We start from the raw sequence: 24,347 nt of genomic DNA, 5'->3' as shown, positions 1-24,347 counted from the left end.
CAGGCAGGCGCGCATGCGCCCCGGGGGCTGCGCGAACTGACGGAAGGTCCGTCCGGCGATCCGTCGGCCGACCGGGCCTCGATGCACACTGCGGGGGGCGTGGGGTGACGGTGGACAGCGGCAACGGTTCCGGCGGCACAGGACCGCACAGGCAGGCCGACCGCGCATGGCTGCGCGCGATGGACGCCTACGCGGCGGGCTCCTACGCCCGCGCCGAGGAGGAGTTCCGTACGGCGGTCCGGCTGGACCCGGGCATGGCCGACGCCTGGCTCGGCCTGCACGCCCTGCGCTGCGACACCTCCGGCGCCCTGCTGGCCATGCACCGCCACCGCGACCGGTTCGGCGAGCAGCGGCTGCGCCACCGGCGTCCGCTCAGCTCCTGGTACTGGCTGGGCTGGTGGGTGCAGCCCGTACTGGAGGACGCCCGCGACCTGGCCCTCGCCCACGCCTCGCACTGGCTGGACGGCCGCCACCTCGCCGAGCTCGACCGGGCGCTCGCCGACTGCCCGCCCGCCGACCAGGACCCGTCGGTGCGCTTCCTGCACGCCTGCCGCTCCTACCTGGTCAAGGACTGGGAGCAGCTGATCCGGGACACCGACCGGCTGCTGGACGACCCGCTGCTGGGCATCGAGGCCGGGCTGTTCGGCGGCATGGCCAGAGTCAGGCTCGACATGTGCGCGCAGGCCCAGACGCCGCTGGCCGCCTCGCTGGCCCGCTGCCGCTCCGAGCAGCCGCAGCGCAAGGAGCTGCGCTACTGGCTGGCGCGCGCCTACGAGGGCGCCGGGCGCAGCGCCGCCGCGCTCCCCCTGTACCGGGCGGTGCACCGGGCGGACCCGGCGTTCATGGACACCGCGGCCCGGCTCGCCGCGATCACCGCCGAGGACGGGGTGCTGGACGGCCTGCTGGACGGGGTGGAGCCGGTGGACGGCCCCGACGCCCTGGACCCGCTGGACGTGCTGGAGACCGCCCCGGAGATGCTGCCGCCGGCCCTGCCGTCCGGTTTCGGGGAGCTGTCCGACGGCCCCGACCTGCCCGGTTTCGTGGACCTGGGTGATCTGTCGGACCTCGCCGAGCCTGCGGGCCGGCCGGCGCCGGCCGGGCTGTCCGGGGCGTCCGCTCCGCCGGCCGAGCCGGTGGCGGAGCGCTCGGGCGGCGGTGAGGGCCTGTCCGCCGCTCCCCCGCGCACGCCCGGCGAGGCCGAGGCCGCCGCCGGGCAGGCGCCGGCCGTCTCCGCGGCCGGGCTGAGCCTGCAGCAGGAGCTGGACGCGGCGCTGTCCGAGCTGGAGCGGATGGTCGGCCTGGAGCCGGTGAAGCGGCAGGTGCGGGCGCTGTCGGCGCAGCTGCGGATGTCCCGGCTGCGGGCGGAGCGGGGGCTGCCGGTGCAGCCGCCGAAACGGCACTTCGTGTTCTCGGGGCCGTCCGGCACCGGCAAGACGACCGTCGCCCGGATTCTCGGCCAGGTCTTCCACGCGCTGGGCCTGCTCTCCGGCGACCACCTGGTCGAGGCCCAGCGGGCGGACCTGGTCGGCGAGTTCCTCGGCCAGACGGCGGTGAAGGCGAACGAGCTGATCGACTCGGCGCTGGACGGGGTGCTGTTCATCGACGAGGCGTACAGCCTGTCCAACTCCGGGTACAGCAAGGGCGACGCGTACGGCGACGAGGCGCTGCAGGTGCTGCTGAAGCGGGCAGAGGACAACCGGGACCGGCTGGTGGTGATCCTGGCCGGTTACCCGGAGGGCATGAACCGGCTGCTGGCGGCCAACCCCGGGCTCAACTCCCGCTTCACCACCCGGGTGGACTTCCCCAGCTACCGTCCGGTCGAGCTCACCGAGATCGGCCGCACCCTGGCGCTGGCGGGCGGCGACGGCTGGGACGAGGACGCCGCCGAGGAGCTCGCCTCGATCTGCGGGCACGTGGTCACCGAGGGCTGGATAGACGAGCTCGGCAACGGCCGGTTCATCCGCACCCTGTACGAGAAGTCCTGCGCGTACCGCGATCTGCGGCTCAGCGCCCACCGCGACCTCCCCAGCCGGGAGGACCTGGCGACGCTCCGCCTGCCGGACCTGCTGCAGGCGTACGGCGAGCTCATCGACGGCCGCACCGGCTGAGCCCCTCCCCCCGCGGCGCCGGCTGAGCCGTTCCGGTGAGCCGCCCCGAGCGGGCGGCCCGTCGCCGGTGTTGCGCGCGGCCCGCCTGGTACCAACAAGGGTGCTCGCGACGACCCGGCGCCCCGCCCCGCAGACCGTGGCGCTGCTGCTGCTGACCGCGGTCACCGGCATGGTCGAGGCCGCGAGCTTCCTGGGCCTCGGGCACGTGTACACCGCGGTGATGACCGGCAACATCCTCTTCCTGGGCTTCGGGCTGGGCGGTGCTCACGTGTCGGTGGCCGGCGCGGGGTTGGGCCTGGCCGCGTTCTCCCTGGGTGCACTGCTCGGACACCTGATCAACGACGGGCTGGTGCGGCAGCGCGGCAAGCTGTGGACACCGGTCGCGGTGGCCGGGGTCGGGATGCTGCTGGCGGTCGGTGCGGTGGCCGCCATCGGTGTGGAGAAGCAGCAGGATCTGCCCTCGGGCCGGGCGCTGGCGGTGCTGGGCGTGCTGGCCCTGGCGATGGGCTGGCGGAACGCCATCGCGCTGCGGATCGCCGCCCCGGACCTGCCGACCACCGTGCTCACCCGCGGGCTGACCGGCCTGCTGCGGGTGCACGCCGAGATGGACTCGCGCGAGCGGGAGGCCGCCGCGGTGGTCGTGATGTGCGGCGGGGCGGCGCTCGGCGCCCTGCTGCTGCGGGCCGGTCCGGCGGTGCCGCTGGCGGCCGCCGCGGCCGTGGAGCTCGCCTCCGCCGCCGTGTTCGCCGTGTTCGGCAGCCGGAAGACCGCAGGCCCCGCGCGGTGAGCGCGGGGCCTGCGGACCGGAGTGCGGCCGCTACAGTGCGGCGCTGCGGTGGTCCGGGTCGTGGACCTCGCCGACGAGCTCCTCGAGGACGTCCTCCAGGGCGACCAGGCCGAGCTGGCGCCCGTCGGCGTCGACCACGGCGGCCAGGTGGGCGGCGGCCCGGCGCATCGCGCCGAGGGCGTCGTCCAGCGGCAGCCCGGCCCGCACGACGGTGATCGGGCGGCGCAGCCGCTCGGGCATCGGCGCGTCCGGGTCGTCCGCGTCGAGCACGTCCTTGACGTGCAGGTAGCCGAGGACGGTGCCGCCGGCGTCGACCACCGGGAAGCGCGAGAAGCCGGTGCGGACGGCGAGCCGCTCGATCTCGCGCGGGGTGACGCCGAGCGGCACGGTGACCAGCTGGTCGGGCTGCAGCAGGACCTCGGTGACCGGCCGCTCGCCGAGCTCCAGGGCGTCCTCCAGGCGCTCCTGGCGGCGCTCGTCGAGGAGGCCGGCGTCGGCCGAGTCGGCGAGCAGGTGCAGCAGTTGCTCACTGTTGAAGACGGACTCGACCTCGTCCTTGGCGTCGACCTTGAACAGCCGCAGGACGCCGTTGGCGAAGGAGTTCAGGAAGGCGATGAAGGGGCGCAGGATCCGGGCCAGGCGGTCGAGCGGCGGGCCGAGCCAGAGCGCGGCCTTCTCCGGGCCGGCGAGGGCGATGTTCTTGGGCACCATCTCGCCGACCACCATGTGCAGGAAGACCACGACGGCGAGCGAGACGGCGTAGCTGAGCGGGTGCATCAGCGACTCGGGCACGCCGACCGCGTGGAAGGGGTCGTGCAGCAGGTGGGCGATGGTCGGCTCGGCGAGGGCACCGAGGCCCAGCGAGCAGACGGTGATGCCGAGCTGGGCTGCGGCGAGCATCGCGGAGACGTTGGACAGCGCGTGCATCACGGTGCGGGCGCGCCGGTTGCCGGCGTCGGCGAGCGGTTCGATCTGGCTGCGGCGCACCGAGATGACGGCGAACTCGGCGCCGACGAAGAAGGCGTTGCCGAGCAGCAGGAGGACGGCTGCGGCCAGTTGGAGCGCGGTCATCGGCCCTTCCTCCCGTCCGTGTCGGTGTCGTCGCCCGCGAGGTCGCGGTCGATCCGCTGGATGCGGACCCGGCCGGTGCGGTGGCGGTCGACGGCGAGGACGGTGAAGCGCCAGCCGGGCAGGTCGGCGGTGTCGCCGACGGCGGGCAGCTTGCCGAGCAGGTCGGCGAGCAGGCCGCCGAGGGTCTCGTAGGGGCCTTCGGGGGCCTGCAGGCCGATGGCCTCGAGCTGCCCGGTCCGGGTGAGGCCGTCGGCCTCCCAGACGGGCAGGCCGTACTCGGGCGGCATGGGCCGCAGGTCGGGCAGGTCGGCGGGGTCGTGCTCGTCCTGCACCTCGCCGACGATCTCCTCGACGATGTCCTCGACGGTGACCACGCCGGCGGTGCCGCCGTACTCGTCGACGACGATGGCCATCGGCTGCTGGCGGCGGAGGCGCTCGAGGAGCTGTTCGGCGGGCAGGGTCTCGGGGACGAGCAGCGGAGCGGAGGCGAGGTGCGCGACGCGGGTGTGCGCGCGGCGGTCCTCGGGCACGCCGAGCGCGTCCTTGAGGGTGACGGTGCCGGTGACCTCGTCCAGGCTGTGCACGTACACCGGGAAGCGGGAAAGGCCGGTGGCGCGGACGAGGTTGACGACGTCGGCGGCGGTGGCGTCGTGCTGCAGGGCGACGACGTCGACGCGCGGCGTCATGACGCTCTCCGCGGTGAGCCGGCCGAGGCCGAAGGTGCGGACGAACAGTGTCGCGGACTGCTGGTCTATGGCGCCCTCGCGGGCGGAGTGCCGGGCCAGGGCGACGAGTTCGGCCGGGGTGCGGGCGTGGCCGAGCTCCTCCTGCGGCTCGATGCCGAGGGCGCGGACCATCCGGTCGGCGGAGCCGTTCAGGAAGCTGATCAGCGGGCGGCAGGCGGCGGAGAAGGTGCGCTGCGGGCCGACGACGGCGTACGCGACCTGGAGCGGCCGGGAGATCGCCCAGTTCTTGGGGACGAGCTCGCCGATGACCATCTGCAGCACGGTGGCGCCGATCATGCCGATCACCACGGCGGCGCCGCGGGCGGCCGCGTCGGACAGGCCGACGGCGGTGAACACCGGGGAGAGGATCACGGAGAGCGCCGGCTCGGCGAGCATACCGACCACCAGCGAGGTGATGGTGATGCCGAGCTGGGCTCCGGAGAGCTGGAACGAGAGGTGCCGCAGGGCCTTGGAGAGGTTCTGTGCGCGGCGGTCGCCGGCCTTGGCGGCGCGTTCGACGCTGCCGCGCTCGACGGTCACGAAGGCGAACTCGGCGGCCACGAAGAGGCCGTTCGCGAGGATGAGCAGGAAGGCCGCGAACAGCAGCAGCCAAGCGGTGATCATCGGGCCGTCTGCTTTCCGGAGGTCGGATACCAGGCGGCGCAGGTACTACCGGACGGATCGTCCATGGACGGGGAGTGTCACTCCTCAGGTCGTTCGGGGGGCGGCGGGCACTTTTGCCCCGGCTTTACCAGCCGTCACCAGCCTAGACGATACCGAACGAGCGTAGGGATCTTACCCCGGCGGGCCTCAGCGACGCGCCGTTCCGCGTGCGTCGACGAGGTCGCGCAGGGTCCGGGCGGCGGTGATCGCCTGCTCGCGGCCGCCGGCGGGCTGGATGCCGACCGCGGCGAGCGAGGTGCCGTCGGCGAGGTCGAGGACGACCCAGGGGTCGCCGGCCCGCAGGTTGACCCGGACGATCTCGGCCCAGGCGAGGCGGCGGCTGCGGACGAAGTTGACCACCGTGACGCCGTTCTCGTCCGCGCTGACCCGGGGCCGGGCGAGCATCAGGCCGACCGCGGCGAAGAGCAGCCCGCTGACCACCATCATGGCGCGGTCGTTGGCGTGCCAGTTCGCCGGGAGGATGAAGGCGAGGACGGTGAAGACGATCACCAGCACGGCGCAGAGCGGCAGCAGCACGAGGCGGGTGCGGCGTGGCGCCCAGGTCACCGGCAGGGCGGCGGCGGGGGTGGACAACGGGTGACTCCAGTGCGCGGGGCGGGGGCCGGCCGGCCCCCGCCCTGGGGTGGTTCGGTCAGAGGCGGCAGGCGTGGATGTTGGTGACCAGGATGGCGCGGGCGCCGATCCCCCAGAGGTCGTCCATGATCCGCTGGGCCTCCTTGCGGAGGACCATGGCGCGGACGGCGACCCAGCCCTCGGTGTGCAGCGGGGAGACGGTCGGCGACTCCAGGCCGGGGGTGAGGGCGACGGCGTCGCCGACCCGCTCGGCGCGGATGTCGTAGTCCATCAGCACGTACCGGCGGGCCACCAGGACGCCCTGGAGGCGGCGCAGGAACTGCTCGACGGCCGGGTCCTCGCCGGAGCCCTTGGGGCGGATCACCACCGAGTCGGACACCAGGATCGGGTCGCCGAAGACCTCCAGGCCGGCGTTGCGCAGGCTGGTGCCGGTCTCGACGACGTCCGCGATGACGTCGGCCACACCGAGCTGGACGGCCGTCTCGACCGCGCCGTCCAGCTTGGTGACCGTCGCCTTGACGCCGCGCTCGGCCAGGTGCTGCTCGACCAGGCCGGTGTAGGAGGTGGCGATCCGCATGCCCTCCAGGCCCTGCACGTCCTCGACCTCGACGCCGAGCGGGCGGGCGAAGCGGAAGGTGGAGCCGCCGAAGCCGAGGGCGAGCACCTCCTCGGCGTCCGCGCCGGAGTCGAGCAGCAGGTCGCGGCCGGTGATGCCGACGTCGAGCCGGCCGGAGCCGACGTAGACGGCGATGTCCCGCGGCCGCAGGAAGAAGAACTCGACCTGGTTCTCCGGGTCGACCAGCACGAGTTCCTTCGGGTCCTTGCGCTGGCGGTAGCCGGCCTCATGCAGCATCTCCGCCGCGGGACCCGAGAGAGAACCCTTGTTGGGAACGGCGATGCGGAGCATGGGGAATGAGTCCTTCGCTGTGGGAGGGGTGGCTGACACGGTGCGGTCAGAGGTGGGCGTACACGTCGTCGAGCGTCAGCCCGCGGGCGATCATCATCACCTGAAGGTGGTAGAGGAGCTGGGAGATCTCCTCGGCCGTCTGCTCGTCCGACTGGAACTCGGCGGCCATCCACACCTCGGCGGCCTCCTCGACGACCTTCTTGCCGATCGCATGGACGCCCTGCTGGACGAGCTGCGCGGTGCGGGAGGACGAGGGGTCGCCGTCGGCGGCCTTCTGCTGGAGCTCGGCGAAGAGCTCCTCGAATGTCTTCGAAGCCATGATGAGCTCACCATACGGGGTGCGGGCTGACCGACGGTAAACAGTTCCGGACCGTGGACAGTCCGGTGGGACAATCCCCCGCCTACCGCCGGGGCTCGCCGGCGCCGCGCAGCGCCACCGCGGTGGCGACGGCGGCGGTGACCGCCTCGTGGCCCTTGTCCTCGGCCGAGTCCGGCAGGCCGGCGCGGTCCAGCGCCTGCTGCTCGTTGTCGCAGGTCAGCACGCCGAAGCCGACCGGGACGCCGGTGTCCACGGCGACCTGGGTCAGGCCCAGGGTGGCGGCCTGGCAGACGTAGTCGAAGTGCGGGGTGCCGCCGCGGATGACCACGCCGAGGGCGACGACGGCGTCGTAGCCGCGGCCGGCGAGCTGCTTGGCGGCGACCGGCAGCTCGAAGGTGCCGGGCACCCGCAGCACGGTCGGCTCCTCGATGCCGAGCTCCTTGAGGGCGCGGTGGGCACCGTCCAGCAGGCCGTTCATCACCTGGTCGTGCCACTGCGCGGCGATCACCGCGACCCGCAGGTCGGCGCAGTTCTTGATGGTCAGCTCGGGGGCTCCGTGGCCGCTCACGTCGTACTTCCTCTGTCTCGAAGGCTGTGCTGGTGTGCGAAGGCTGTGCTGGTGGTGGTGCGGGTGGGTCAGGAGTCGGCGTCGAGCCACGGCAGGTCGTGGCCCATCCGGTCCCGCTTGGTGCGCAGGTAGCGCTCGTTGTGCTCGCCGACCCGGACCTCGACGGGTAGCCGGCCCTTCACCTTGAGGCCGTGCTCGGTGAGCGCGTTCTGCTTGTGCGGGTTGTTGGTCAGCAGGGTGAGCGAGCGGACGCCGAGGTCGGCGAGCATCTGCGCGCCGATCGAGTAGTCGCGGGCGTCCGCCGGCAGGCCGAGGTCGAGGTTGGCGTCGACGGTGTCGCGGCCCTGCTCCTGCAGCTCGTAGGCGCGCAGCTTGTGGCTGAGGCCGATGCCGCGGCCCTCGTGCCCGCGCAGGTAGAGGACGACGCCGCGGCCGGCCTCGGCGACCTGGCGCAGCGAGGCCTGCAGCTGGGGGCCGCAGTCGCAGCGCAGCGAGCCGAGGACGTCGCCGGTGAGGCACTCGGAGTGCAGCCGGACGAGGACGTCCTCGCCCTCGGGGAGGCGGCCGTCGGCGTCGAGGCCGCCGGCGACCAGCGCGAGGTGCTCGACGCCGTCGATGGTGCCCTTGTAGCCGACGGCGGTGAAGTCGCCGTACTCGGTGGGCAGGGCGGTGACGGCGGCCCGGTCGACGTGCAGTTCGGTGCGGCGGCGGTAGGCGATCAGGTCCTCGATGGAGATGATCGCGAGGCCGTGCTCGCGGGCGAAGGCGACGAGTTCGGGCAGCCGGGCCATGGTGCCGTCGTCGTTGACGACCTCGGCGATGGCGCCGGCCGGGGTGAGGCCGGCGAGCCGGGCCAGGTCGACGGCGGCCTCGGTGTGGCCGGGCCGCACCAGCACGCCGCCGTCGACGGCGCGCAGCGGGAAGACGTGGCCGGGGCGGGTGAGGTCGGCGGCCTCGGTGCCGGTCGATGACAGCAGCCGGATGGTGCGGGCGCGGTCGGCGGCGGAGATGCCGGTGTCCACGCCGTCCCGGGCGTCGACGGAGATGCTGTAGGCGGTGCCCTTGCGGTCCTCGTTGACGGCGGTCATCGGGGGCAGCTTGAGCCGGTCGAGCTCCTCGCCGGTCATCGGGGCGCAGATGACGCCGGAGCTGTAGCGGATGGTGAAGGCGAGGAGTTCGGGGGTCGCGGCGGAGGCGGCGAAGACGATGTCGCCCTCGTTCTCGCGGTCCTCGTCGTCGACCACGATCACGGCGCGGCCGAGGGCGATGTCGGCGATGGCGCGCTCGACCGGGTCGAGGGCGAGCTCGTCGGGGTGCTGGATGGTCATGCCGTGACTCCCTGCGGGACGTTGGCGGTCGAGGGACGGGCCGTACGGGTGCTCAGCCACCAGGCGCGCAGGCCGAGCAGAACCAGCACGAAGTAGATGCTGTAGGTGAGGCCGGAGAAGGCGTAGCCGCTGTTGAAGGCGAGGGGGACGCCGACGATGTCGACGGCGATCCAGGCGAACCAGAACTCGATCCAGCCACGGGCCTGGGCGTACATCGCGGCGAGCGTGCCGACGAAGATGTAGGCGTCCGACCAGGGGCTCCAGGAGAGGTCGGGGTAGGCCCGGAAGAGCAGGGCGAGGCCGACGGTGCCGGCGGCGGTGGCGGCCGCAAGGGCGGCGCGCTCGGCCCAGGAGGCGAAGCGGACGGCGATCTCGCCGGTGTCGCGGCGGCCGCGCTGCCACTGGGTCCAGCCCCAGGCGGCGGCGACGATCACGATGAGCTGCTTGCCGATCAGACCGGGCACGTGGCCGCCGAGGTAGGCGGCGACGAGCACGGCGCCGGAGAGCAGCTGGACGGGCCAGCTGAGCACCGAGCGGCGCCAGCCGAGGGCGAGGGCGGTCAGGCCGAGCAGGTTGCCGATCATGTCGGCCCACTTCACCTGCTCGCCGAACGCGGTGAAGGCGACTGAGGTCAGCGCGGTCACGAGGCGTCCTTGGCGAGGTGTTCGGGCAGGGTGCGGGTGTCGAGCAGCCGCTCGACGTACTTGGCGAGGACGTCCACCTCGAGGTTGACCGGGTCGCCGACGGCCTTGGCGCCGAGGGTGGTCAGTTCGAGGGTGGCGGGGATCAGCGAGACGCTGAAGGAGTCGAGGGCGGCGTCGACGACGGTCAGGCTGACGCCGTCGACGGTGATCGAGCCCTTCTCGACCAGGTACCGGGTGATGGACTGCGGCAGCGAGAAGCGCAGCACCTCCCAGCGGGGGTTGCCGTCGGCGTCGAGGTCGCCGGGGGCGCGGGAGAGCAGCTCGCCGGTGGCGTCGACGTGGCCCTGGACGAGGTGTCCGCCGAGCCGGGCGCCGAGGGCCATGGCCCGCTCCAGGTTGACCCTCGAGCCGGGCTCCAGGGCGCCGAGGCTGGAGCGGTGCAGCGTCTCGGCCATCACGTCGGCGCTGAACTCGCCGGTTTCGGCGGCCAGTTCCTCGGGGCTGTCGACCACGGTCAGGCAGACGCCGTTCACCGCGATGGAGTCGCCGTGCTTCGCACCGGAACAGACCACCGGGCCGCGCAGGCGGATACGCGAGGAGTCGCCGATCTCCTCGATGGAGACGACCTCGCCGAGCTCTTCGATGATGCCGGTGAACACCCGGGTTCTCCTCGCGCTTAGGGGCGCGGACTCCGGGGCGGCATGGGAGATGACGCGGACAGCACGGCGAGGAGGGAACCCGCCTCCGGCGCCGTCGCCGAAGAGAGCTCTCCTGCACACTCACCACGACCCGTCGCCGGGACGTGGAACTGCTCGTCCGCCGCGCACGCCTCCCATCCGGACTTTAACCGTCGGTCCAGGAATTTCACCTGGTCAACCGGCCGCTGGCTGCGGACGGGTCGCGGACTGTAACCGCCGGTTCGGATTTTCACCGACCCCGGAGTGCGCTGAACGTCACTACTTCTGCCGTCATTCTGCCATGATCGGCCGCGTCGCAGCAGGGGGTGGGACTGTGGTCTGTTTCACTCGGCGACCACCCGGTCACGGGAATAGACCGCCCGGCCGGCCGGGCCCGCTCCCCGCGCGGCTGTCGGACCGTCAGGAGGCCCCGGCCGCCGGGGCGGCGGAGGGAATGCGGCCGGCACGGCCCGCAGCCGCAAGGTTTGCGGCCGGGTGCCGGAAAGTCCGGACGTTCTCGCCTCTGGTCATCGGTGCGACCGTACGGAATGATCCCGCCACAACCCTCACCCCGTTCTGGAGGAACCGTGCCCCGTTCCGCCCGCACACCCCGACTCGCGGTGGCCACCGCCGCCGCGATCGCCACCGCCGCCGGCCTCGGCGCCGTACCCGCGGCCGCGAAGACCGCTCCGGCCGCCTCTGCCGGCCCGGTGGGCCAGGTCTTCATGGTCAACCCGGTGCAGTCCACCGGCGACGAGAGCCTGACCGACGGCAAGGACGCCGCCACGGCCGTCCCGGCCTCGGCCTACGCCACGGTGGCACTGCGGAACCTGGACGGCAGCGGCCGTCTGTCCGGCCGCTGGGCGGTCGTCCGCTCGGAGACCGGCACGCCCGCCTCCTCCGCCTCGGGCGACTTCCGCTACACCCGGGACGCCGACCAGTTCGAGCAGGTGATGGCGTACTTCTGGGTCAACGAGGCGCAGGAGTACCTGCAGAGCCTGGGCTTCGGCAGCGAACTGCCCGGCGCCAACGACCGGGCGCAGCCGGTGCGGATAAACCAGTGGGGCTCGGACAACTCCTTCTTCACCGACAAGAAGGACGAGATCCGCTTCGGCAAGGGCGGCGTGGACGACGCCGAGGACGCCGAGGTGATCGTCCACGAGTACGGGCACGCCGTGCACGAGGCCCAGGTGCCCGGCTTCGGCACCTCCCCGGAGGCGGGGGCCATCGGCGAGGCGTTCGGCGACTACCTGGCGGTGGCGGTGGGAGCCGCGGCCGACGCCAAGTACGGCTGGGTCTCGCTCGCCCCGGAGGCGTGCGTGGCGGACTGGGACTCCACCGGTTACACCGCCGGCCCGGTGCACTGCCTGCGGCGCCTGGACACCGGCAAGGTGTACGGCGACAAGGTCGGCGAGGTGCACGCCGACGGCGAGATCTGGTCGCAGGCGCTGTACGACATCCGCAAGGCGCTCGGCGCCCGCACCGCGGACCGGATCATCGTGAACGCCCAGTTCTCCTTCGCCCCCGACACCTCCTTCTCCGCGGCCGCCCTGGCGACCGTGGACACCGCCCGCCGGATGTACGGCGCGGGGGCTGCGGACACGGTGCGGCAGGCCTTCGCGGCCCGGCAGATCCCCGGCCTCTGACCGGTAGGGCCCTCGGGTGTTCCGGACGGGGCCCTCGGGCGTTCCCGACGGGGCGCCCGAGGGCCCTAGGCTCGTCAATATGACGAGCGGTGACGTCCTGGTGGTGACGACGACCCATGATGCCGAGGAGAAGGCCCGGGAGCTGGCCGGGCTGGTGGTGCGGGAGCGGTTGGCCGCCTGCGCGCAGGTGTACCCGGTGGCTTCGGTGTACTGGTGGGACGGCGAGGTGCAGTCGGGGCCCGAGTGGCGGATCGACTTCAAGACCCGGGCGGAGCTCGCCGACCGGCTGACGGCCTTCGTCCGCGAGCACCACGGCTACGAGACGCCCGAGGTGGTCGCCGTACCCGTGGTGGCCGGCTCGGACGCGTACCTGGCCTGGGTGGCCGCGGAGACCGCCCGCTGAGGCCGGCCGTCCGCGCCCTGACACGCCGTCGGCTCCTTCGGCCGGGGCCGGCCGGTGCTGTGCCAGCATGGGGGCGACGGACGTCCGGAGCCGGGAGTGCACCATGCGGAAGATCGTCCTGATGATGTCGGTGTCCCTCGACGGGTACATCGAGGGGCCCGGCCGGCGGATCGACTGGCACCGGGTCGACGACGAACTCCACCAGCACATGAACGACGTGCTCGGGGAGATGGGCGGTTTCCTCCACGGCCGGGTCGTGTACGAGCTGATGGCCGACTTCTGGCCCACCGCGGACGCCGACCCCGACAATGCCGGCCCGGTGGCCGAGTTCGCGGGCATCTGGCGGGACAAGCCGAAGATCGTCTACTCGCGGACCCTCAAGGCGGCCGACTGGAACACCACGATCGTGCGGAACGTCGTACCTGCGGAGGTCGAGGCGCTCAAGGCCGCACCGGGCGGGGACCTCGCGCTCGGCGGCGCGGACCTCGCCGCATCCTTCCTGAAGCACGACCTGGTCGACGAGTACCGGGTCTACGTCCACCCCGTCCTGATCGGCGAGGGCAAGGCGCTCTTCCCGCCCGCCGCGGCGGACCGCCCGCTGCACCTCATCGGAACCCACACCTTCGGCAACGGCGTCGTCCTGCTGCACTACGGGCGCCCCGAGGCCTCCTGAGCCCGGCCGGAAGGTCGGCCGACGGCCCCCAGGACGGCCCGCAGGTCGGCCGGGGTGCGGTAGTGCAGGCCGGTCATGCCGAGGGCGGTCGCGGCATCGACGTTCGCCGCGCTGTCGTCGACGAAGAGGCAGCGCCCGGGCGGGACTCCGGCCCGGGCGGCGGCGGCCTCGTAGATCCGGCGGTCCGGCTTGGCGGCACCGACCTCGGAGCTGTTCACCACGGCGTCGGCGAGGCCGGTGAGGCCCTGCCGGGCGAGGTCCTCGTCCAGCCAGACGGTGGCATTGGTGACGATCAGAACCGGGCCGCTGCTGCGCGCGGCACGGAGCAGGCCGACGACCTCGGCGTCCACCGAGACCGGTGAGTCGGAGAACGCTGCGGCCAGGGCGCGGGCCTCCTCCGGCAGGACACGGTCGGCGAGTCCGGCGGCGATGGCGTCCCGCCACTGCGGGCGGGTGAGCCGGCCGAGGACGAGGGGCGTGAGAACGCCGGGGGCGAAGGCGGTACCGGCGGTACTGCCCTCGGAAAGTCCGGCGGCGCGTTCCAGGCGGGCGACCTCGGCGTGGTCGAAGAAGCGGACCACCCCGTCCAGGTCGCACAGGACGGCGTCGAAGGACGTCACTCGAAGTCGCCCGATCTGACCCCGTCGAGGAACGCCCGCCAGGCCTCGGCGCTGAACACCAGCGCAGGCCCGGACGGGTCCTTGCTGTCCCGGACGGGGACGACGCCGCCGAGACCGCCGGCGACCTCGACGCAGTCGCCGCCCGTACCGCCGCTGAAGCTCGACTTCCGCCAGATCGCGGCCGACAGATCGGGTGTGTTGCTCACGCCTCGTACCCCTTCTCGACCGCCGCTTCGATCACGGCCAGTGACGCGCTCGGCGGCAGGGCGTCGGCCTGGAGGTGATCGTACGCCAAGACACAGAGCGCCAGATCGCTCGAATTCTCGATGACCTGGCCGAAGTTCGGACCTTCGACATAGGCGACGTCGGGCCCCTCGGCGAACGACAGCAGGGTCAGCGGGCCCTCCACCGAAGTGTGCTCCCCGCTCGCGAAGGGCAGCACCTGGACGACCACCCGCGGGTGCTGCGCGCACTCCAGCAACCGGACCATCTGCTGCCTCATCACCTCCGGCCCGCCCACCGGGCGGCGCAGGACCGCCTCGTCCAGGACCACCCACAGGTACGGGCGGTCCGGGCCGTCGAGGATGGCCTGCCGCCCGAGCCGCGCGGCCACCCCCTCCTCGACCCGCTCCTCGCTCTCGCCGACCAGCCCCTTGCGCAGCAGCGCCCGCGCGTAGTCCTCGGTCTGCAGCAGGCCGGGCACGGTCTGGGCCTGGTACTTGCGGATGGAGGTGGCCGTCGCCTCCAGCTCGACGAACCCGCGGAACCACGGCGGGAACACGGCACGGTTCAGCAGCGGCCAGATCCGCGCCAGGGCGCCGTCCGTACCCAGTGCCGCGTCGCAGCGCTCGGTGAACTCGAGGGACGGCTTGCGCCTGGCCGTCTCGATCAGGCCCACCAGGGAGCCCGTGTAGTTGATGACCTCGCCGAGCCGTTCCTGCGTCAGCCCGGAGGCCTCGCGCAAGCGGCGGAGCTCCGACCCGAAGAAGCCGAGCACGGACGACGAGGGGTCCAGGTCACGTGTCGAAGCCAACTGCGTCTCCCCCGGCCTACAGCGCCCACTGTTGAGCGCCGAGCACTACCGAGCGTATCCCCGGCCGTTGATTCTTGTGACGGACTGCGCAGATCGCGCCGGTCCGTGACCTGATGGAGCTCTTGCATGCACGACGTCCCGGCCCGTCCGCCGGCCGACCGGCCGCCGCCGGCCACCGGCAGTACGCCCGACGCCCGCTGCGCGGACGGCCCGGACGGCCCGGACGACCCTGATGGTTGGGACGGCCCGGACGGCCCTGATGGTTGGGACAGCTTCGGCGGGCGGTACGACTTCTGGATTCCCGCGCAGCGGGCGTCGGTCCGCGAGGCGCGGAGGCGGCTGCGCGACCTGATGACGGTCTGGGAGCCCTGGGACGCGGACACCGCCGCGCACTTCACCGACAGCGGCTGCCTGGTGCTGTCCGAACTCGCCACCAACGCCGTCGTGCACGCCCACGGCCGCGCCGGCGGACGGGTGCACATCCGCGTCCGGTACGGGCCGCCGGGGCTGCAGGTGGAGGTCTCCGACCCGGGCGGCGGGGCCGTACCGGGCGGCTGGCACGGGCAGGACGGCTGGCGCGGGAGGGATGGCGGGCGCGGGCCGGGCGGTGAGCACGGGCAGGACGGCTGGCGCGGGCCGGGCGGTGCGTCCCGGATCTCCGAGGAGTTCCCGGAGGGCGGGCGGGGCCTGGAGATCGTCAACGCCCTTGCCGTGTCCTGGGGATGGCGCCCCCGGGTGGGCCGGCCGGGCAGAACCGTGTGGGCGCTGGTCGCCCCGCTCGGCATCGCCGGCTGACCGTCCGGCCTGCGGGCTGGGCCCGGCCCCTCTCGCCCGTGCGGCGGCGGGCGTGGGCGGAAATTGTCGTTCCCCGGCGGCCGGTGCTCGGCTAGATTTCCACCATGTGATCACACAACCCGCGGCGTCCGGCCGCATCTTCGACGCCCTGCAGTCCGCCGCCCTCCGGGAGGTGTCCGAGCTGCGCGAGGTGTACGAGCAGCCCGGCGACCACGCCCGCCGCAAGCAGGTGGACCGGATTCACGACGTGGCACGGCAGTTGATCGGCTGCTCGTCGCTGGTGATGGTGGCGAGCACGGGCACCGACGGCCGGTGCGACGTGTCGCCGCGCGGCGGCCCGGCCGGGTTCGTGGCAGTGCTGGACGAGCGGACGCTCGCCGTCCCGGACGCCACCGGCAACAAGCGCCTGGACAGCTTGCAGAACATCATCGAGACCGGGCGGGTCGGCCTGCTGTTCGTGGTGCCCGGCCGGGACACCACCCTGCGGGTCAACGGCCGCGCCTGCATCTCCACCGACCAGCGGCTGCTCGCGCAGCTGACGGCGGTGGGCAAGCCGCCGCGGAGCGCGATCGTGGTCGAGGTGGAGGAGGTGTACGGGCACTGCCCCAAGGCCTTCCTGCGCGGCTTCGCCTGGAAGCCGGAACAGTGGCTCGCCAAGGACGCCCAGCCGACCTCCGCCCAGGTCACCCTCTCCCACCTGCAGGACCCGGAGCTGACGATCGAGCAGATCGAGCAGGCGGAGCGGGAGGCACTGCTCTACCGCTACGAGTGAGCCCGCCGGCCCCCGGCGGCGGTGTGCTGCCGGGGGCTCGCACGGTGGCGTGCGGCGGGGCCCACTGTGGTGTGCCGCCGGGTGCGGCGGTGCGGTCACATAGGCAGTTCGGCCCCGGCCCGGTAGGAGCGCACCTCGGCGCCGCCGTCCGCGGCCGGGCGGACTACGTGGACTCGGCCGGCGCCGCGCACCTGTGCCGTCGTGCCGTCCACGGCGATGGCGGTGTTCTCGTCGATCGCCAGGCCGTACGGCACCGAGCCGCGGGCGACCGCCTCGACCAGTCGGCCGAGGGTGCCCCACTGGGCGGCGTGGACGTCGACCGCCGGCACCAGCAGCCCGATCCCGTCGCGGACCTCGATCTCCTCCAGGTCCTCCGCGGTCTCCTCCGGGCAGACCGGCACCCCGTCGGACAGCCAGCCGCCGACCACTGCACGCTGCGACGCGATCGCGGCACCGGCCGAGAAGCCCGCATAGGGCAGCGGCTGTTCGGCGAGCCGGCGGCCGAGCGGTCCGGCCAGGGCAGCCGCGTACTCGGGCGTGAGCCCGCCACCGACGAACACGGCGTCCGCGCCGTCCAGCGCGGCAGGGTCGAAAACAGCGCCGGGCAGCACGGGCACGGCGCGCGGCCGGCAGGGCGCGGCCGCACCGAGCGCGGCCGACCAGCGCTCGAACTGCTCCGGCACGTCCCCCTCGTCGAACAGCAGGCAGGCCACCTCCGGGTTCGGCCCGGCCTCGGCCAGGAACGGCCCGTACAGCTCGGCGTACCACTTCTCGTCCCGGCCGCCGCCGACCAGATGGATCGTCATCGCTCCCCCTCTTCGTTGTGCATCCGGGGCACGCTAGAGCGCCCGGTGCCCCGGCAGCCAGCGGTTTTCCGTGCCGGGCGGTGCGGCGCGGCGCGGTGCTGGGTGGTGGGGCGCGGTGCTGGGTGGTGGGGCGCGGTGCTGGGTGGTGGGGTGCGGTGCTGGGTGGTGGGGCGCGGTGCTGGGTGGTGGGGTGCTGGTGGGGTGCCCGACGGGACCGGGCGGTGGGGTGCGGTGCGGTGCGGTGCAACGGTCAGTTGACGTCGACGTCGTCGAAGAGTTCGAGCATCCGGGCGAGCACCTTGACGCAGGTCGCCACGTCCGCGTCGGTGAGGTCGCCGCCGATCTGGCGCAGCAGGGCGTGCTCGCGGTCGGTGACCGCGGTGATGGCGGCGTTGCCCTCGTCGGTCAGCCGGATCAGCGAGGAACGCTGGTGCGCCGGGTTGGGGATGGTCTCGACGAGCTGCCGGGCTGCGGCGTCGTTGACCATGCGCTGGACGAACTGGCGGCTGAGCGCCTGGGCGCGGCCCATCTGCGGGACGGTCATCGGGCCGTGCTCACGGAGCAGCTCGAGGACGGCGCGCACGCCGACGGAGAGTCCCTGGAGCGGCGCGTCCTGTTCGACCTTGCGCTGCACCCGCCGGTAGAGCGGGCCCACCAGGGCGAAGACCTCCATGAGTCGGGGGCCGAGGTCGTCGGGCGGCAGCGGGGCTTCGGTTTCGGTCACGCGGCCATGATGACACCTCGGGTGCCATCTCACAGCGGAAGATGACAACTCAGTTGTCACATCTCGAAGAATATGGCACCTTAGTTGTCATGAATGACGCCTCGGGTATCACCACCTTTGCTTCTGCCGACGGTCTCCTCGCCTACCGCGAGACCGGCACCGGCCGACCGGTCGTCCTGCTGCACGCCGGCTTGACCGACCGCACGATGTTCGACGAGCTGGTGCCCGCCCTCGCCCGCCACCACCGCGTGATCACGCCGGACGCCCGCGGCCACGGCTGGTCCGCCAATGCGAGCAAGCCCTTCCGGCAGACCGACGACCTCGCCGACCTGCTCCGCCACCTCGGCACCGGACCGGCCGTCCTGGTCGGCGTGTCGATGGGGGCGAACATCGCGGTCGACACCGCCCTGGAGCACCCCGACCTGGTGAGCGCCGTGGTGGTCAGCGGCGGCGGCACCGGACTGCCCGAGTTCCACGACCCCTGGCTGCTGGAGCTGGAGGCGGCCAAGGCCGCGTCGATGGCTGCCGGCGACATCCCCGGCTGGGTGGACGGCTTCGCGCTCATCGCGGCCGGACCGCACCGCGCCATCGAGGACGTCGCCCCGGACGTCGTACGCCGGGTGAAGGCGATGGCCTGGCGCACCCTCTCCAAGCACACCGCGGACGAGCAGGACCACACTGTGGCCGTGCCCGACACGGCGGCGCGGGCCAAGGAGATCACCGTCCCGGTGCTGGCCCTGAACGGCGCCCTGGATTCGCCCGATCTCATCGCCGTCGCGGAGAACCTGGCCCGCGCCGTCCCCGACGGCCGGGTCACGACCCTCGAGAACGCCGCCCACTTCCCCAACATGGATCAGCCGGGGGCATTCCTCCGGGCCGTCGAGGAGTTCCTGCAGGAGCTCGGGACCGACGAGCAGTAACCGGGCGGGCCGGGGACCGGCCTGGCCGGGTGTGCGCTCGATCAAGGGTCCGCGGGCGCAGGTCGGGTGCCGCCCTGTTCGCGCAGGTCGGCTGCCCTATTCGCGCAGGTCGGCACCGCAGCGCGGGCACTGCTCAGGTCGCCGGGCCTCCAGCACCGCATCGCAGGACGGGCAGAGCATCGCCAGCAGGCAGGCCGGCTCCCCGCCCTGCTCATCCGCGGCGCGGCCGGCCTCGGCAGGGCGGTTGCCCTCCGCGACGCGGCCGGCCTCCGCGGGGTTGCCCCGGCCCATCGGCTCCTCGTCCATGCCCACAGGCTAGCCGCTGCCCGTTCGCCGGTGACAGGGCGTGACCGATCGGCGGTGACAGGGCGTGGCGGCGTGCGCAATCCCTGAGGTGGTGGTGTCCTGGAAGGGACGGGAAGGGCCCCAGGAAGACGCGGGGTAGCGGCCAAAACCGTGCACCGCGCAATCAGGATCCGCGAGAAGCGGGTAGCCCCTTCCCGTCGCCGCATGTCGGCACGCCGCACGGCAGGGCCAGGCGCCGGGCCGCCCGCCGAAGTTCCTGCTCGGGGCACCCCTGGAGGAGCCATGACGTCACCCGTCGGAAGCCGCCCGATCGTGGTCGGCGTCGACGCGGACGACCCCGCCTCACCGGCGCTCGCCTGGGCCGCCGACGAGGCCGTCCGCCGGGGCCTGCCGCTGCGGTTGGTGCACGCGGTCCCGCCGACCGGTCGGGACGTGCGCGGCTTCGACGAGGGCCAGTACCGGGTGGCCCTCCACGAGGCCGGCGAGGCTGCACTCGGCGAGGCCCGACTGGCGATCGAGGAGCGGTACTCGGGGCTCGACGTCAGCGTCGTCCTCGCCGACGGCCAGCCCGGACAGGTGCTGTGCCGCCGTGCCGCCAACGCCGAGATGATCGTGCTGGGCTCGCGCGGGCTCTCCCGGATCGAGGAGATTCTGAGCACCTACTCGGTCACCGTGCCGGTCACCGCCCAGGCCACCTGTCCGGTCGTGGTCATCCGCGAAACGGAGCACACCACCCAGGACCCGCCTTTCCTGGTGGTCGGCGTCGACGGCAGCGGCGGCTCCGCGGCCGCCATCGACCATGCCTTCGACTCCGCCGAGCGGCGCGGCGCCGAACTGCATGCCGTCTGGGTGTGGCACGCGCCCACCATCCTGCCGATCGACAAGGAGACCGCCCTGCAGGAGATCCGGCGGCAGCTCCACGCGGCCACTGCCGGGCGCACCGCCCTCCACCCGGACGTCCGGGTCACCCACCACGTGGTCACCGGGCACCCCGTGGAGGAGCTCGCCAAGGCCTCCGAGCACGCGCTGGCACTGATCGTCGGCCGGCGCGGCCACGGCGGCTTCACCGGGCTGCGGCTCGGCTCCGTACCGCACGGGCTGCTGCGCCGCGCCATCTGCCCACTCGTCACGGTGCCTGCCGAATCCGAGTGAACCGGATCAAGCGACTGCAGGACCGCTTCGCCCTCCCCCAGCTCATCGAGACCCACGACCCCAGCCTCGTCAAAGCCTGCTACTCGGCGGTCAACTCCTTCCTGTCCGTCGCCGTCATGGCCCTGGTCGCCCACTTCACCCACGAGCCCTTCCTGTTCCCCTCCCTCGGGCCGATCGCGTTCCTGCTCTTCTACACACCCACTCGCGCCGACCGCCTCGCCGCGCAACACGGTGTACGGGCACCTCATAGGCGCCCTGTCCGGCTTCGTGGCGCTCGCCGCCACCGGGCTGCTGGACGTGCCGCCGGACCTCACCGACATCACCTGGGCACGACTGGCCGCCGCCGCGATCACCCCTGGGCCTGACCTGCGGACTGATGCCGCTGCTCGGCACCGCCCACCCGCCGACCGCAGCCACCACCCTCATCGTCGCCATGGGCCTGCTGCGCACCCCCGCCCAACTGGCGGTGGTGATGCTCGCCGTGGTGCTCCTCGTCCTCCAGGGCCTGGCGGTCAACCGCCTCGCCGGCCTCCCGTACCCGTTGTGGCGGGCCAGGAGCTGACGCACGCAGGGGCGGGATGCTTCGGCCCTGGGGCTCGGCGCCGGGAGGCGGAACGCGGCGGCGCCGGGAGGAAGGTCACGGCCGTGGTGCGGCAGGGCAGTGCCTCAGCGGGGGCAGCAGCTCAGTAAAAGCAATAACTCAGCAGTCGTGCATCACCTCGCCTCCGGTCAGTGCTTCGGCCTGCTTCAGAGTCCGTGCCGCTGCGTCGGTGTCGCCCGCACGCCGCTGGTGGGCCGCCAGATCGGTCAGTGCGGCAGCCCGTTGCCCGGGATCGTCCTGGAGCGAGGCGAAGAGCCACCGCGCTCGGGCGGCCTGCGGATGGTCGCCGAGTGCCGCGAACTCGACCGCGAGTCCGTCCAGCAGCGATGCGTCGCGCGGACCTGCATCGTCGAGCAGGCGGATCAGCGCGGCACGGGCAAGCTCGGTGCGGCCCTGACGTCGGGCCAGTGCGGCCCAGGTCAACGGAGGCTCGGCGAACGGCTCCCGGCCGTCCTGGGCCGCCCCGTACTCGGGCTCGTACCCGGGCTCGGGCCGGGTGCTCTCCCCCAGCAGTGCGCGCAGCATCGACGTGTCGTCCGGGTTCCGGTCGTACCGGGCGGCCCACAGGACGCCTTCCCGCCTTGCGGGATCAGCGGCAACCGTGGCAACCGGTGTCCGATCGGCGCGCAGTGCCGCGAGGTCGGCCTGGCCCGGGGCGAGGACGGTCTGCCACAGGGGCAGCCGCGGCAGGCCGTCCAGCAGCCCGTGGGCCAGGCCTTCCTGCGAGTTCAGCAGCAGGAAGTCGGGCTCGGTGCGCAGTAGGGCGCGGTGCAGGCGGCGGACAAGGACGGGCGCCGGCAGCTCGCGCAGACCGAGGGCGGCGAGGAGGCGGCTGCGGTCCGCATCGAGTTCGGGGCCGTAGAACTCGGAGAGCTCCTCCTCGGTGACGGCTGCGGTGAGCGTGTCGTCGTCGGCGTCCGGCGGGATGTGGTGCAGCAGGTCGTGCCAGCAGGGCAGGCCGATCAGCGTTTCGAGCGCCTCGTCGATGCTGTCGCCGATCAGCCCTGCCGAGCCGTCGGAGGAGGCGTAGAGCACCTGTCCGCCTTCGCAGTGGAAGTACGTACCGCCGGTGTCGTCGCCGGCCCACGCCTCGATCGGGACGCCGGAGGCCAGGTGGACGGCCTCCAGGTGGTCGGCCCGGTCGAGGTCGACGTTGAAGGGGTACGCGGCGAGTTCGGCCAGGTCGGGGCTGGTGCGGAGGGCCTCGAGGGCGTGGCTGTTCATGTCCGGGGCTCGCAATCTGCTCGATCCGGTGGCGGTCGAGCGACACCGTAGTGGCCCGGTACGACCACGACGGCTGCCTGTGGATAACTCCGGAGGGACGCGAGGTTTTCCACAGGCCGGCGCCGGGTTGCGCCCGGCACCCGGGTGCGGGTCTACCGTCCGCAGGGAGGTCGCCGATGCCCACCTGGGCCGTGACGACGAACACCGGATGGCGACCGTGAGGAGGTCGGGCCGATGCCCCGGGTGCTGGAGAAATGCACGCTGCCGTCGGGGCTGTACCGAAGGCCGGCGCTGCCCGGGGCTGTTCACCGAGAAGCGTCCGCGTCACCGGGCCAGCAGCAGGTTGACGTCGCCGAACTCGTGCCACAGGTAGCGGTGCTCGAGGGCTTCGGCGTAGCACCGGGCCAGCAGGGGGCGGCCTGCGACGGCTTCCAGCATGAGCAGGTGGGACGCGAGGGGTTCGTGCAGGCCGGTGAGCAGGCCGTCGACGGTGCGGACGCCGCGCTCCGGGGTGATGACCAGGTCGGTCCAGCCTTCGGCCGCACGGACGCGCCCGTCCGGGCCGGTGGCGGATTCGAGTGCGCGGACGGCCGTGGTACCGACGGCGATCACCCGGCCCCCGTCCGCGCGGACGTGCTCGACCAGGCGGGCGGTGGCTTCCGGGATGCTGAACCGCTCGGCGTACGGGGCCTCGTGCGCCTCCGGGGAGGCGACCCCGGTGTGCAGGGTGATCGGGGCGATCAGGATGCCGCGGGAGACCAGGCGGGCCACCGTGTCGGTGGTGAACGGGCGCGCCGCGCTGGGCATTTCGCTGCTGCCGGGCACCGCGGCAAAGACCGTCTGGTAGGCCTCGATCGGCCAGTCCCGGTCGACGTAGCTGTACCGGATGGCGCGCCCGTAACGGGCGAGGTAGCCGGTGAGTTCGCCGGGCAGGGTGAGTTCGGCGTGCCAGAGGCGCGGGGTGAAGGGCTCGGTGAGTTCGGCAATTGCGCCGCCGGGGAGAGCGATCCGCAGTCCGGGGCCGGCGGGCGAGGTGCCGGGCGCCCAAGGGGCGGTGGCGCCCTCGGTGGGCCGACGCAGTTCGACGAGGTGGTGGCCTCGCGGGTCGGGCTGTGCGGAGGACAGGTGCAGGACGACGGACGTGCCGTCGCGGAGGGTGCCGTTGAGTGCAGCGGGCAGGGTGGCGGAGTTGTTGACGACCAGCAGGTCGCCGGGGTTCAGGAGGTCGGGCAGGTCGGTGAAGCGGTGGTGGGAGGCGGTGGTGCCCTGCCGTCGGCCGGCCAGGAGGCGGACGCCGTCGCGGCCCAGTCCGCGCGCCTCGGCGGGGGCACGGGCGGAGAGTTCGGGCGGGACGGTGAAGTCGTAGCCGGTGTCCACGGCGGTCGTCATCTCACTCACCGGCCGGGTTCGGGGCGGCGTCGGCCGAAACTGTGGTGGCGTCTGCGGGCGCCTCCGCCTGGTCGCCGGGCGCGGCGGCGGACGGCTCTGCCGGCAGGTCTGCGGCCCGGTAGCGGCCACCGGCCGGCCTGTCGCGGAGCAGGCCGAGCAGTGCCGGGACGACGGTGGCGGGCAGCGGCCGGTCGGAGATGTCCTCGCCGGGGAAAGCCTCCTGATGCATCCGGGTGCGCATGTCGCCGGGGTCGACGGCCCAGACGGCGATGTCGGGTTCCTCCGCCCCGAGCACTGCCGAGGCGTGGTCCAGGGCGGCCTTGGACGCGCCGTATCCGCCCCAGCCGGCGTAGGCCTCGACAGCGGCGTCGGAGCTGATGTTGAGCACGGCGCCGTGGTGGGCACGCAGCTGCGGCAGGAGCAGTTGCGTGAGCGCGATCGGGCCGAGGACGTTGACCTCGAAGGTCTCCAGCAGCCCGGGGAGCGGGAAGTCCGCGAGGGCCGGCAGCGGGGCTCCCGCCAGGTCGTAACCGGTGAGAGTGGAGGCGTTGTTGACCAGGAGCGAGGCGCCGCCGAGCGCGGCCGCAGCCTCGGCGAGGAGCTCGCGGTGGTCGTCGTCCACGACGGAGCCGGCCGGGGCGGCGACCTTGGTGACGGCGGCGAGTTCGGCCTCGGCGGCGGCGAGTTCGGCGGCGTTGCGAGCGGTGATCACCAGCTGCCAACCGTCCCGGGCGAGCGCACGGGCGAGTTCCAGCCCGAGGCCACGAGAGGCTCCGGTGACGACGGCGACGGGCTGGGCGGGCTGGGTCTGCGGGGTGCCGGTGGTGGCTGTCGGCGCAGCGGCGGTGTCCATGGCTTCACTCTCGCCCCGCACCAGGCCCGGCCGGATCGG

Annotated in this window: 28 protein-coding genes and 1 riboswitch; of the genes, 10 read left to right on the top strand and 18 right to left on the bottom strand. The window is 73.2% G+C overall.

The window, feature by feature from the left end:
* Positions 1–179: 179 nt before the first annotated feature.
* Together ACQ614_RS31100 and ACQ614_RS31095 are read left to right on the top strand one after the other, a co-directional pair.
* A complete protein-coding gene (locus ACQ614_RS31100; RefSeq protein ID WP_431684073.1) occupies positions 180–2,108 on the top strand; it encodes an AAA family ATPase in 1,929 nt (642 codons plus the stop codon).
* Between the two features lie 100 nt (positions 2,109–2,208).
* Positions 2,209–2,895: a DUF1275 family protein gene (locus ACQ614_RS31095; protein ID WP_431682265.1), complete on the top strand. Its 687-nt coding sequence runs from the start codon at positions 2,209–2,211 to the stop codon at positions 2,893–2,895.
* Between the two features lie 30 nt (positions 2,896–2,925).
* Here ACQ614_RS31095 and ACQ614_RS31090 read toward each other — a convergent pair whose 3' ends face one another.
* From ACQ614_RS31090 to ACQ614_RS31050, 9 genes are all read right to left on the bottom strand, one after another.
* A complete protein-coding gene (locus tag ACQ614_RS31090) occupies positions 2,926–3,966 on the bottom strand; it encodes a hemolysin family protein (RefSeq protein ID WP_431682264.1) in 1,041 nt (346 codons plus the stop codon).
* A complete protein-coding gene (locus tag ACQ614_RS31085) occupies positions 3,963–5,315 on the bottom strand; it encodes a hemolysin family protein (RefSeq protein WP_431682263.1) in 1,353 nt (450 codons plus the stop codon). The genes ACQ614_RS31090 and ACQ614_RS31085 overlap by 4 nt, the downstream gene beginning before the upstream one ends.
* Before the next feature lie 186 nt (positions 5,316–5,501).
* A complete protein-coding gene (locus ACQ614_RS31080; RefSeq protein ID WP_431682262.1) occupies positions 5,502–5,948 on the bottom strand; it encodes a PH domain-containing protein in 447 nt (148 codons plus the stop codon).
* A gap of 58 nt (positions 5,949–6,006) precedes the next feature.
* Positions 6,007–6,855, bottom strand: a complete 849-nt coding sequence (gene hisG, locus ACQ614_RS31075) for an ATP phosphoribosyltransferase (RefSeq protein ID WP_431682261.1) — start codon at positions 6,853–6,855, stop codon at positions 6,007–6,009.
* A 46-nt stretch (positions 6,856–6,901) separates the two neighbouring features.
* Positions 6,902–7,174, bottom strand: a complete 273-nt coding sequence (locus ACQ614_RS31070) for a phosphoribosyl-ATP diphosphatase (protein ID WP_263102331.1) — start codon at positions 7,172–7,174, stop codon at positions 6,902–6,904.
* Between the two features lie 82 nt (positions 7,175–7,256).
* The gene (gene ribH, locus ACQ614_RS31065; RefSeq protein WP_431682260.1) at positions 7,257–7,742 is read right to left on the bottom strand and encodes a 6,7-dimethyl-8-ribityllumazine synthase; all 486 of its coding nucleotides are present in this window, start codon (positions 7,740–7,742) and stop codon (positions 7,257–7,259) included.
* Between the two features lie 68 nt (positions 7,743–7,810).
* On the bottom strand, positions 7,811–9,070 hold the full coding sequence (locus ACQ614_RS31060) for a bifunctional 3,4-dihydroxy-2-butanone-4-phosphate synthase/GTP cyclohydrolase II (RefSeq protein WP_359982968.1): 1,260 nt from the start codon (positions 9,068–9,070) through the stop codon (positions 7,811–7,813).
* The gene (locus ACQ614_RS31055) at positions 9,067–9,654 is read right to left on the bottom strand and encodes a nicotinamide mononucleotide transporter family protein (RefSeq protein ID WP_431684072.1); all 588 of its coding nucleotides are present in this window, start codon (positions 9,652–9,654) and stop codon (positions 9,067–9,069) included. The genes ACQ614_RS31060 and ACQ614_RS31055 overlap by 4 nt, the downstream gene beginning before the upstream one ends.
* 56 nt (positions 9,655–9,710) lie before the next feature.
* Complete coding sequence (locus tag ACQ614_RS31050; RefSeq protein WP_431682259.1) at positions 9,711–10,373, bottom strand: riboflavin synthase; 663 nt, start codon at positions 10,371–10,373, stop codon at positions 9,711–9,713.
* A gap of 161 nt (positions 10,374–10,534) precedes the next feature.
* A riboswitch (FMN riboswitch) is annotated at positions 10,535–10,662 on the bottom strand.
* Positions 10,663–10,978: 316 nt separating this feature from the next.
* Here ACQ614_RS31050 and ACQ614_RS31045 point away from each other — a divergent pair.
* From ACQ614_RS31045 to ACQ614_RS31035, 3 genes are all read left to right on the top strand, one after another.
* Positions 10,979–12,037 (top strand): M4 family metallopeptidase, encoded by a 1,059-nt coding sequence (locus ACQ614_RS31045; RefSeq protein ID WP_431682258.1) that lies wholly within the window; start codon positions 10,979–10,981, stop codon positions 12,035–12,037.
* Between the two features lie 79 nt (positions 12,038–12,116).
* Positions 12,117–12,440 (top strand): divalent-cation tolerance protein CutA, encoded by a 324-nt coding sequence (gene cutA, locus ACQ614_RS31040; protein ID WP_431682256.1) that lies wholly within the window; start codon positions 12,117–12,119, stop codon positions 12,438–12,440.
* Between the two features lie 103 nt (positions 12,441–12,543).
* Positions 12,544–13,113 carry a dihydrofolate reductase family protein gene (locus ACQ614_RS31035; protein ID WP_431682254.1) on the top strand — a complete coding sequence of 190 codons (570 nt, stop codon included), beginning with the start codon at positions 12,544–12,546 and terminating at the stop codon, positions 13,111–13,113.
* On the opposite strand, the gene ACQ614_RS31030 is transcribed toward ACQ614_RS31035, so the two are convergent.
* Genes ACQ614_RS31030 through ACQ614_RS31020 form a run of 3 tightly spaced genes read right to left on the bottom strand, consistent with a single transcriptional unit; the run spans position 13,089 to position 14,766 of the window.
* Complete coding sequence (locus ACQ614_RS31030; RefSeq protein WP_431682253.1) at positions 13,089–13,733, bottom strand: HAD family hydrolase; 645 nt, start codon at positions 13,731–13,733, stop codon at positions 13,089–13,091. The two genes, ACQ614_RS31035 and ACQ614_RS31030, sit on opposite strands and share 25 nt — an antisense overlap.
* Entirely contained in the window at positions 13,730–13,939 is a 210-nt protein-coding gene (locus ACQ614_RS31025; RefSeq protein WP_431682252.1) for a DUF397 domain-containing protein, read from the bottom strand. Before ACQ614_RS31025 ends, ACQ614_RS31030 begins: the two co-directional genes overlap by 4 nt.
* Positions 13,936–14,766: a helix-turn-helix domain-containing protein gene (locus ACQ614_RS31020; protein ID WP_431682251.1), complete on the bottom strand. Its 831-nt coding sequence runs from the start codon at positions 14,764–14,766 to the stop codon at positions 13,936–13,938. Before ACQ614_RS31020 ends, ACQ614_RS31025 begins: the two co-directional genes overlap by 4 nt.
* Before the next feature lie 126 nt (positions 14,767–14,892).
* Here ACQ614_RS31020 and ACQ614_RS31015 point away from each other — a divergent pair, with 126 nt between their 5' ends.
* The gene (locus ACQ614_RS31015) at positions 14,893–15,561 is read left to right on the top strand and encodes an ATP-binding protein (protein WP_431682250.1); all 669 of its coding nucleotides are present in this window, start codon (positions 14,893–14,895) and stop codon (positions 15,559–15,561) included.
* Positions 15,562–15,697: 136 nt separating this feature from the next.
* Complete coding sequence (locus tag ACQ614_RS31010) at positions 15,698–16,333, top strand: MSMEG_1061 family FMN-dependent PPOX-type flavoprotein (RefSeq protein WP_431684071.1); 636 nt, start codon at positions 15,698–15,700, stop codon at positions 16,331–16,333.
* A gap of 95 nt (positions 16,334–16,428) precedes the next feature.
* Here ACQ614_RS31010 and ACQ614_RS31005 read toward each other — a convergent pair whose 3' ends face one another.
* Both ACQ614_RS31005 and ACQ614_RS31000 read right to left on the bottom strand, forming a co-directional pair.
* Positions 16,429–17,139 (bottom strand): hypothetical protein, encoded by a 711-nt coding sequence (locus ACQ614_RS31005; RefSeq protein WP_431682248.1) that lies wholly within the window; start codon positions 17,137–17,139, stop codon positions 16,429–16,431.
* A gap of 250 nt (positions 17,140–17,389) precedes the next feature.
* Positions 17,390–17,812, bottom strand: coding sequence for a MarR family winged helix-turn-helix transcriptional regulator (locus tag ACQ614_RS31000; protein ID WP_431684070.1), 423 nt, complete (start codon positions 17,810–17,812; stop codon positions 17,390–17,392).
* Between the two features lie 140 nt (positions 17,813–17,952).
* Between ACQ614_RS31000 and ACQ614_RS30995 the strand changes: the two genes are divergently transcribed.
* Positions 17,953–18,783: an alpha/beta fold hydrolase gene (locus ACQ614_RS30995; protein WP_431682247.1), complete on the top strand. Its 831-nt coding sequence runs from the start codon at positions 17,953–17,955 to the stop codon at positions 18,781–18,783.
* Between the two features lie 96 nt (positions 18,784–18,879).
* Here ACQ614_RS30995 and ACQ614_RS30990 read toward each other — a convergent pair whose 3' ends face one another.
* Positions 18,880–19,089, bottom strand: coding sequence for a hypothetical protein (locus ACQ614_RS30990; protein ID WP_431682246.1), 210 nt, complete (start codon positions 19,087–19,089; stop codon positions 18,880–18,882).
* 282 nt (positions 19,090–19,371) lie between these two features.
* Between ACQ614_RS30990 and ACQ614_RS30985 the strand changes: the two genes are divergently transcribed.
* Both ACQ614_RS30985 and ACQ614_RS30980 read left to right on the top strand, forming a co-directional pair.
* Positions 19,372–20,241 carry a universal stress protein gene (locus ACQ614_RS30985; protein WP_431682244.1) on the top strand — a complete coding sequence of 290 codons (870 nt, stop codon included), beginning with the start codon at positions 19,372–19,374 and terminating at the stop codon, positions 20,239–20,241.
* Positions 20,242–20,596: 355 nt separating this feature from the next.
* Positions 20,597–20,803, top strand: a complete 207-nt coding sequence (locus ACQ614_RS30980) for an HPP family protein (protein WP_431684069.1) — start codon at positions 20,597–20,599, stop codon at positions 20,801–20,803.
* Positions 20,804–20,941: 138 nt separating this feature from the next.
* Here ACQ614_RS30980 and ACQ614_RS30975 read toward each other — a convergent pair whose 3' ends face one another.
* The 3 genes from ACQ614_RS30975 to ACQ614_RS30965 all read right to left on the bottom strand — a co-directional run bounded on the left by ACQ614_RS30975 (position 20,942) and on the right by ACQ614_RS30965 (position 24,308).
* Complete coding sequence (locus ACQ614_RS30975; protein ID WP_431682242.1) at positions 20,942–22,066, bottom strand: tetratricopeptide repeat protein; 1,125 nt, start codon at positions 22,064–22,066, stop codon at positions 20,942–20,944.
* A gap of 324 nt (positions 22,067–22,390) precedes the next feature.
* Positions 22,391–23,455 (bottom strand): S-adenosylmethionine:tRNA ribosyltransferase-isomerase, encoded by a 1,065-nt coding sequence (locus ACQ614_RS30970; RefSeq protein ID WP_431682241.1) that lies wholly within the window; start codon positions 23,453–23,455, stop codon positions 22,391–22,393.
* A 1-nt stretch (position 23,456) separates the two neighbouring features.
* On the bottom strand, positions 23,457–24,308 hold the full coding sequence (locus tag ACQ614_RS30965; protein WP_431682239.1) for an SDR family NAD(P)-dependent oxidoreductase: 852 nt from the start codon (positions 24,306–24,308) through the stop codon (positions 23,457–23,459).
* Positions 24,309–24,347 lie beyond the last annotated feature (39 nt).

The organism is Kitasatospora dryopteridis, from assembly GCF_050749075.1.
Classification (GTDB): Bacteria; Actinomycetota; Actinomycetes; order Streptomycetales; family Streptomycetaceae; genus Kitasatospora.
This window is presented reverse-complemented; position numbering and strand designations above follow the sequence as displayed.

Bases quoted from the DNA above. Each gene is read 5' to 3' on its own strand.
- ACQ614_RS31100 (WP_431684073.1), top strand. From the start codon at position 180: ATGGACGCCTACGCGGCGGGCTCCTACGCCCGCGCCGAGGAGGAGTTC.
- ACQ614_RS31090 (WP_431682264.1), bottom strand. From the start codon at position 3,966: ATGACCGCGCTCCAACTGGCCGCAGCCGTCCTCCTGCTGCTCGGCAAC.
- ACQ614_RS31085 (WP_431682263.1), bottom strand. From the start codon at position 5,315: ATGATCACCGCTTGGCTGCTGCTGTTCGCGGCCTTCCTGCTCATCCTC.
- hisG (WP_431682261.1), bottom strand. From the start codon at position 6,855: ATGCTCCGCATCGCCGTTCCCAACAAGGGTTCTCTCTCGGGTCCCGCG.
- ACQ614_RS31070 (WP_263102331.1), bottom strand. From the start codon at position 7,174: ATGGCTTCGAAGACATTCGAGGAGCTCTTCGCCGAGCTCCAGCAGAAG.
- ACQ614_RS31060 (WP_359982968.1), bottom strand. From the start codon at position 9,070: ATGACCATCCAGCACCCCGACGAGCTCGCCCTCGACCCGGTCGAGCGC.
- ACQ614_RS31055 (WP_431684072.1), bottom strand. From the start codon at position 9,654: ATGATCGGCAACCTGCTCGGCCTGACCGCCCTCGCCCTCGGCTGGCGC.
- cutA (WP_431682256.1), top strand. From the start codon at position 12,117: ATGACGAGCGGTGACGTCCTGGTGGTGACGACGACCCATGATGCCGAG.
- ACQ614_RS31035 (WP_431682254.1), top strand. From the start codon at position 12,544: ATGCGGAAGATCGTCCTGATGATGTCGGTGTCCCTCGACGGGTACATC.
- ACQ614_RS31015 (WP_431682250.1), top strand. From the start codon at position 14,893: ATGCACGACGTCCCGGCCCGTCCGCCGGCCGACCGGCCGCCGCCGGCC.
- ACQ614_RS31005 (WP_431682248.1), bottom strand. From the start codon at position 17,139: ATGACGATCCATCTGGTCGGCGGCGGCCGGGACGAGAAGTGGTACGCC.
- ACQ614_RS31000 (WP_431684070.1), bottom strand. From the start codon at position 17,812: ATGGAGGTCTTCGCCCTGGTGGGCCCGCTCTACCGGCGGGTGCAGCGC.
- ACQ614_RS30995 (WP_431682247.1), top strand. From the start codon at position 17,953: ATGAATGACGCCTCGGGTATCACCACCTTTGCTTCTGCCGACGGTCTC.
- ACQ614_RS30990 (WP_431682246.1), bottom strand. From the start codon at position 19,089: ATGGACGAGGAGCCGATGGGCCGGGGCAACCCCGCGGAGGCCGGCCGC.
- ACQ614_RS30985 (WP_431682244.1), top strand. From the start codon at position 19,372: ATGACGTCACCCGTCGGAAGCCGCCCGATCGTGGTCGGCGTCGACGCG.
- ACQ614_RS30975 (WP_431682242.1), bottom strand. From the start codon at position 22,066: ATGAACAGCCACGCCCTCGAGGCCCTCCGCACCAGCCCCGACCTGGCC.
- ACQ614_RS30970 (WP_431682241.1), bottom strand. From the start codon at position 23,455: ATGACGACCGCCGTGGACACCGGCTACGACTTCACCGTCCCGCCCGAA.
- ACQ614_RS30965 (WP_431682239.1), bottom strand. From the start codon at position 24,308: ATGGACACCGCCGCTGCGCCGACAGCCACCACCGGCACCCCGCAGACC.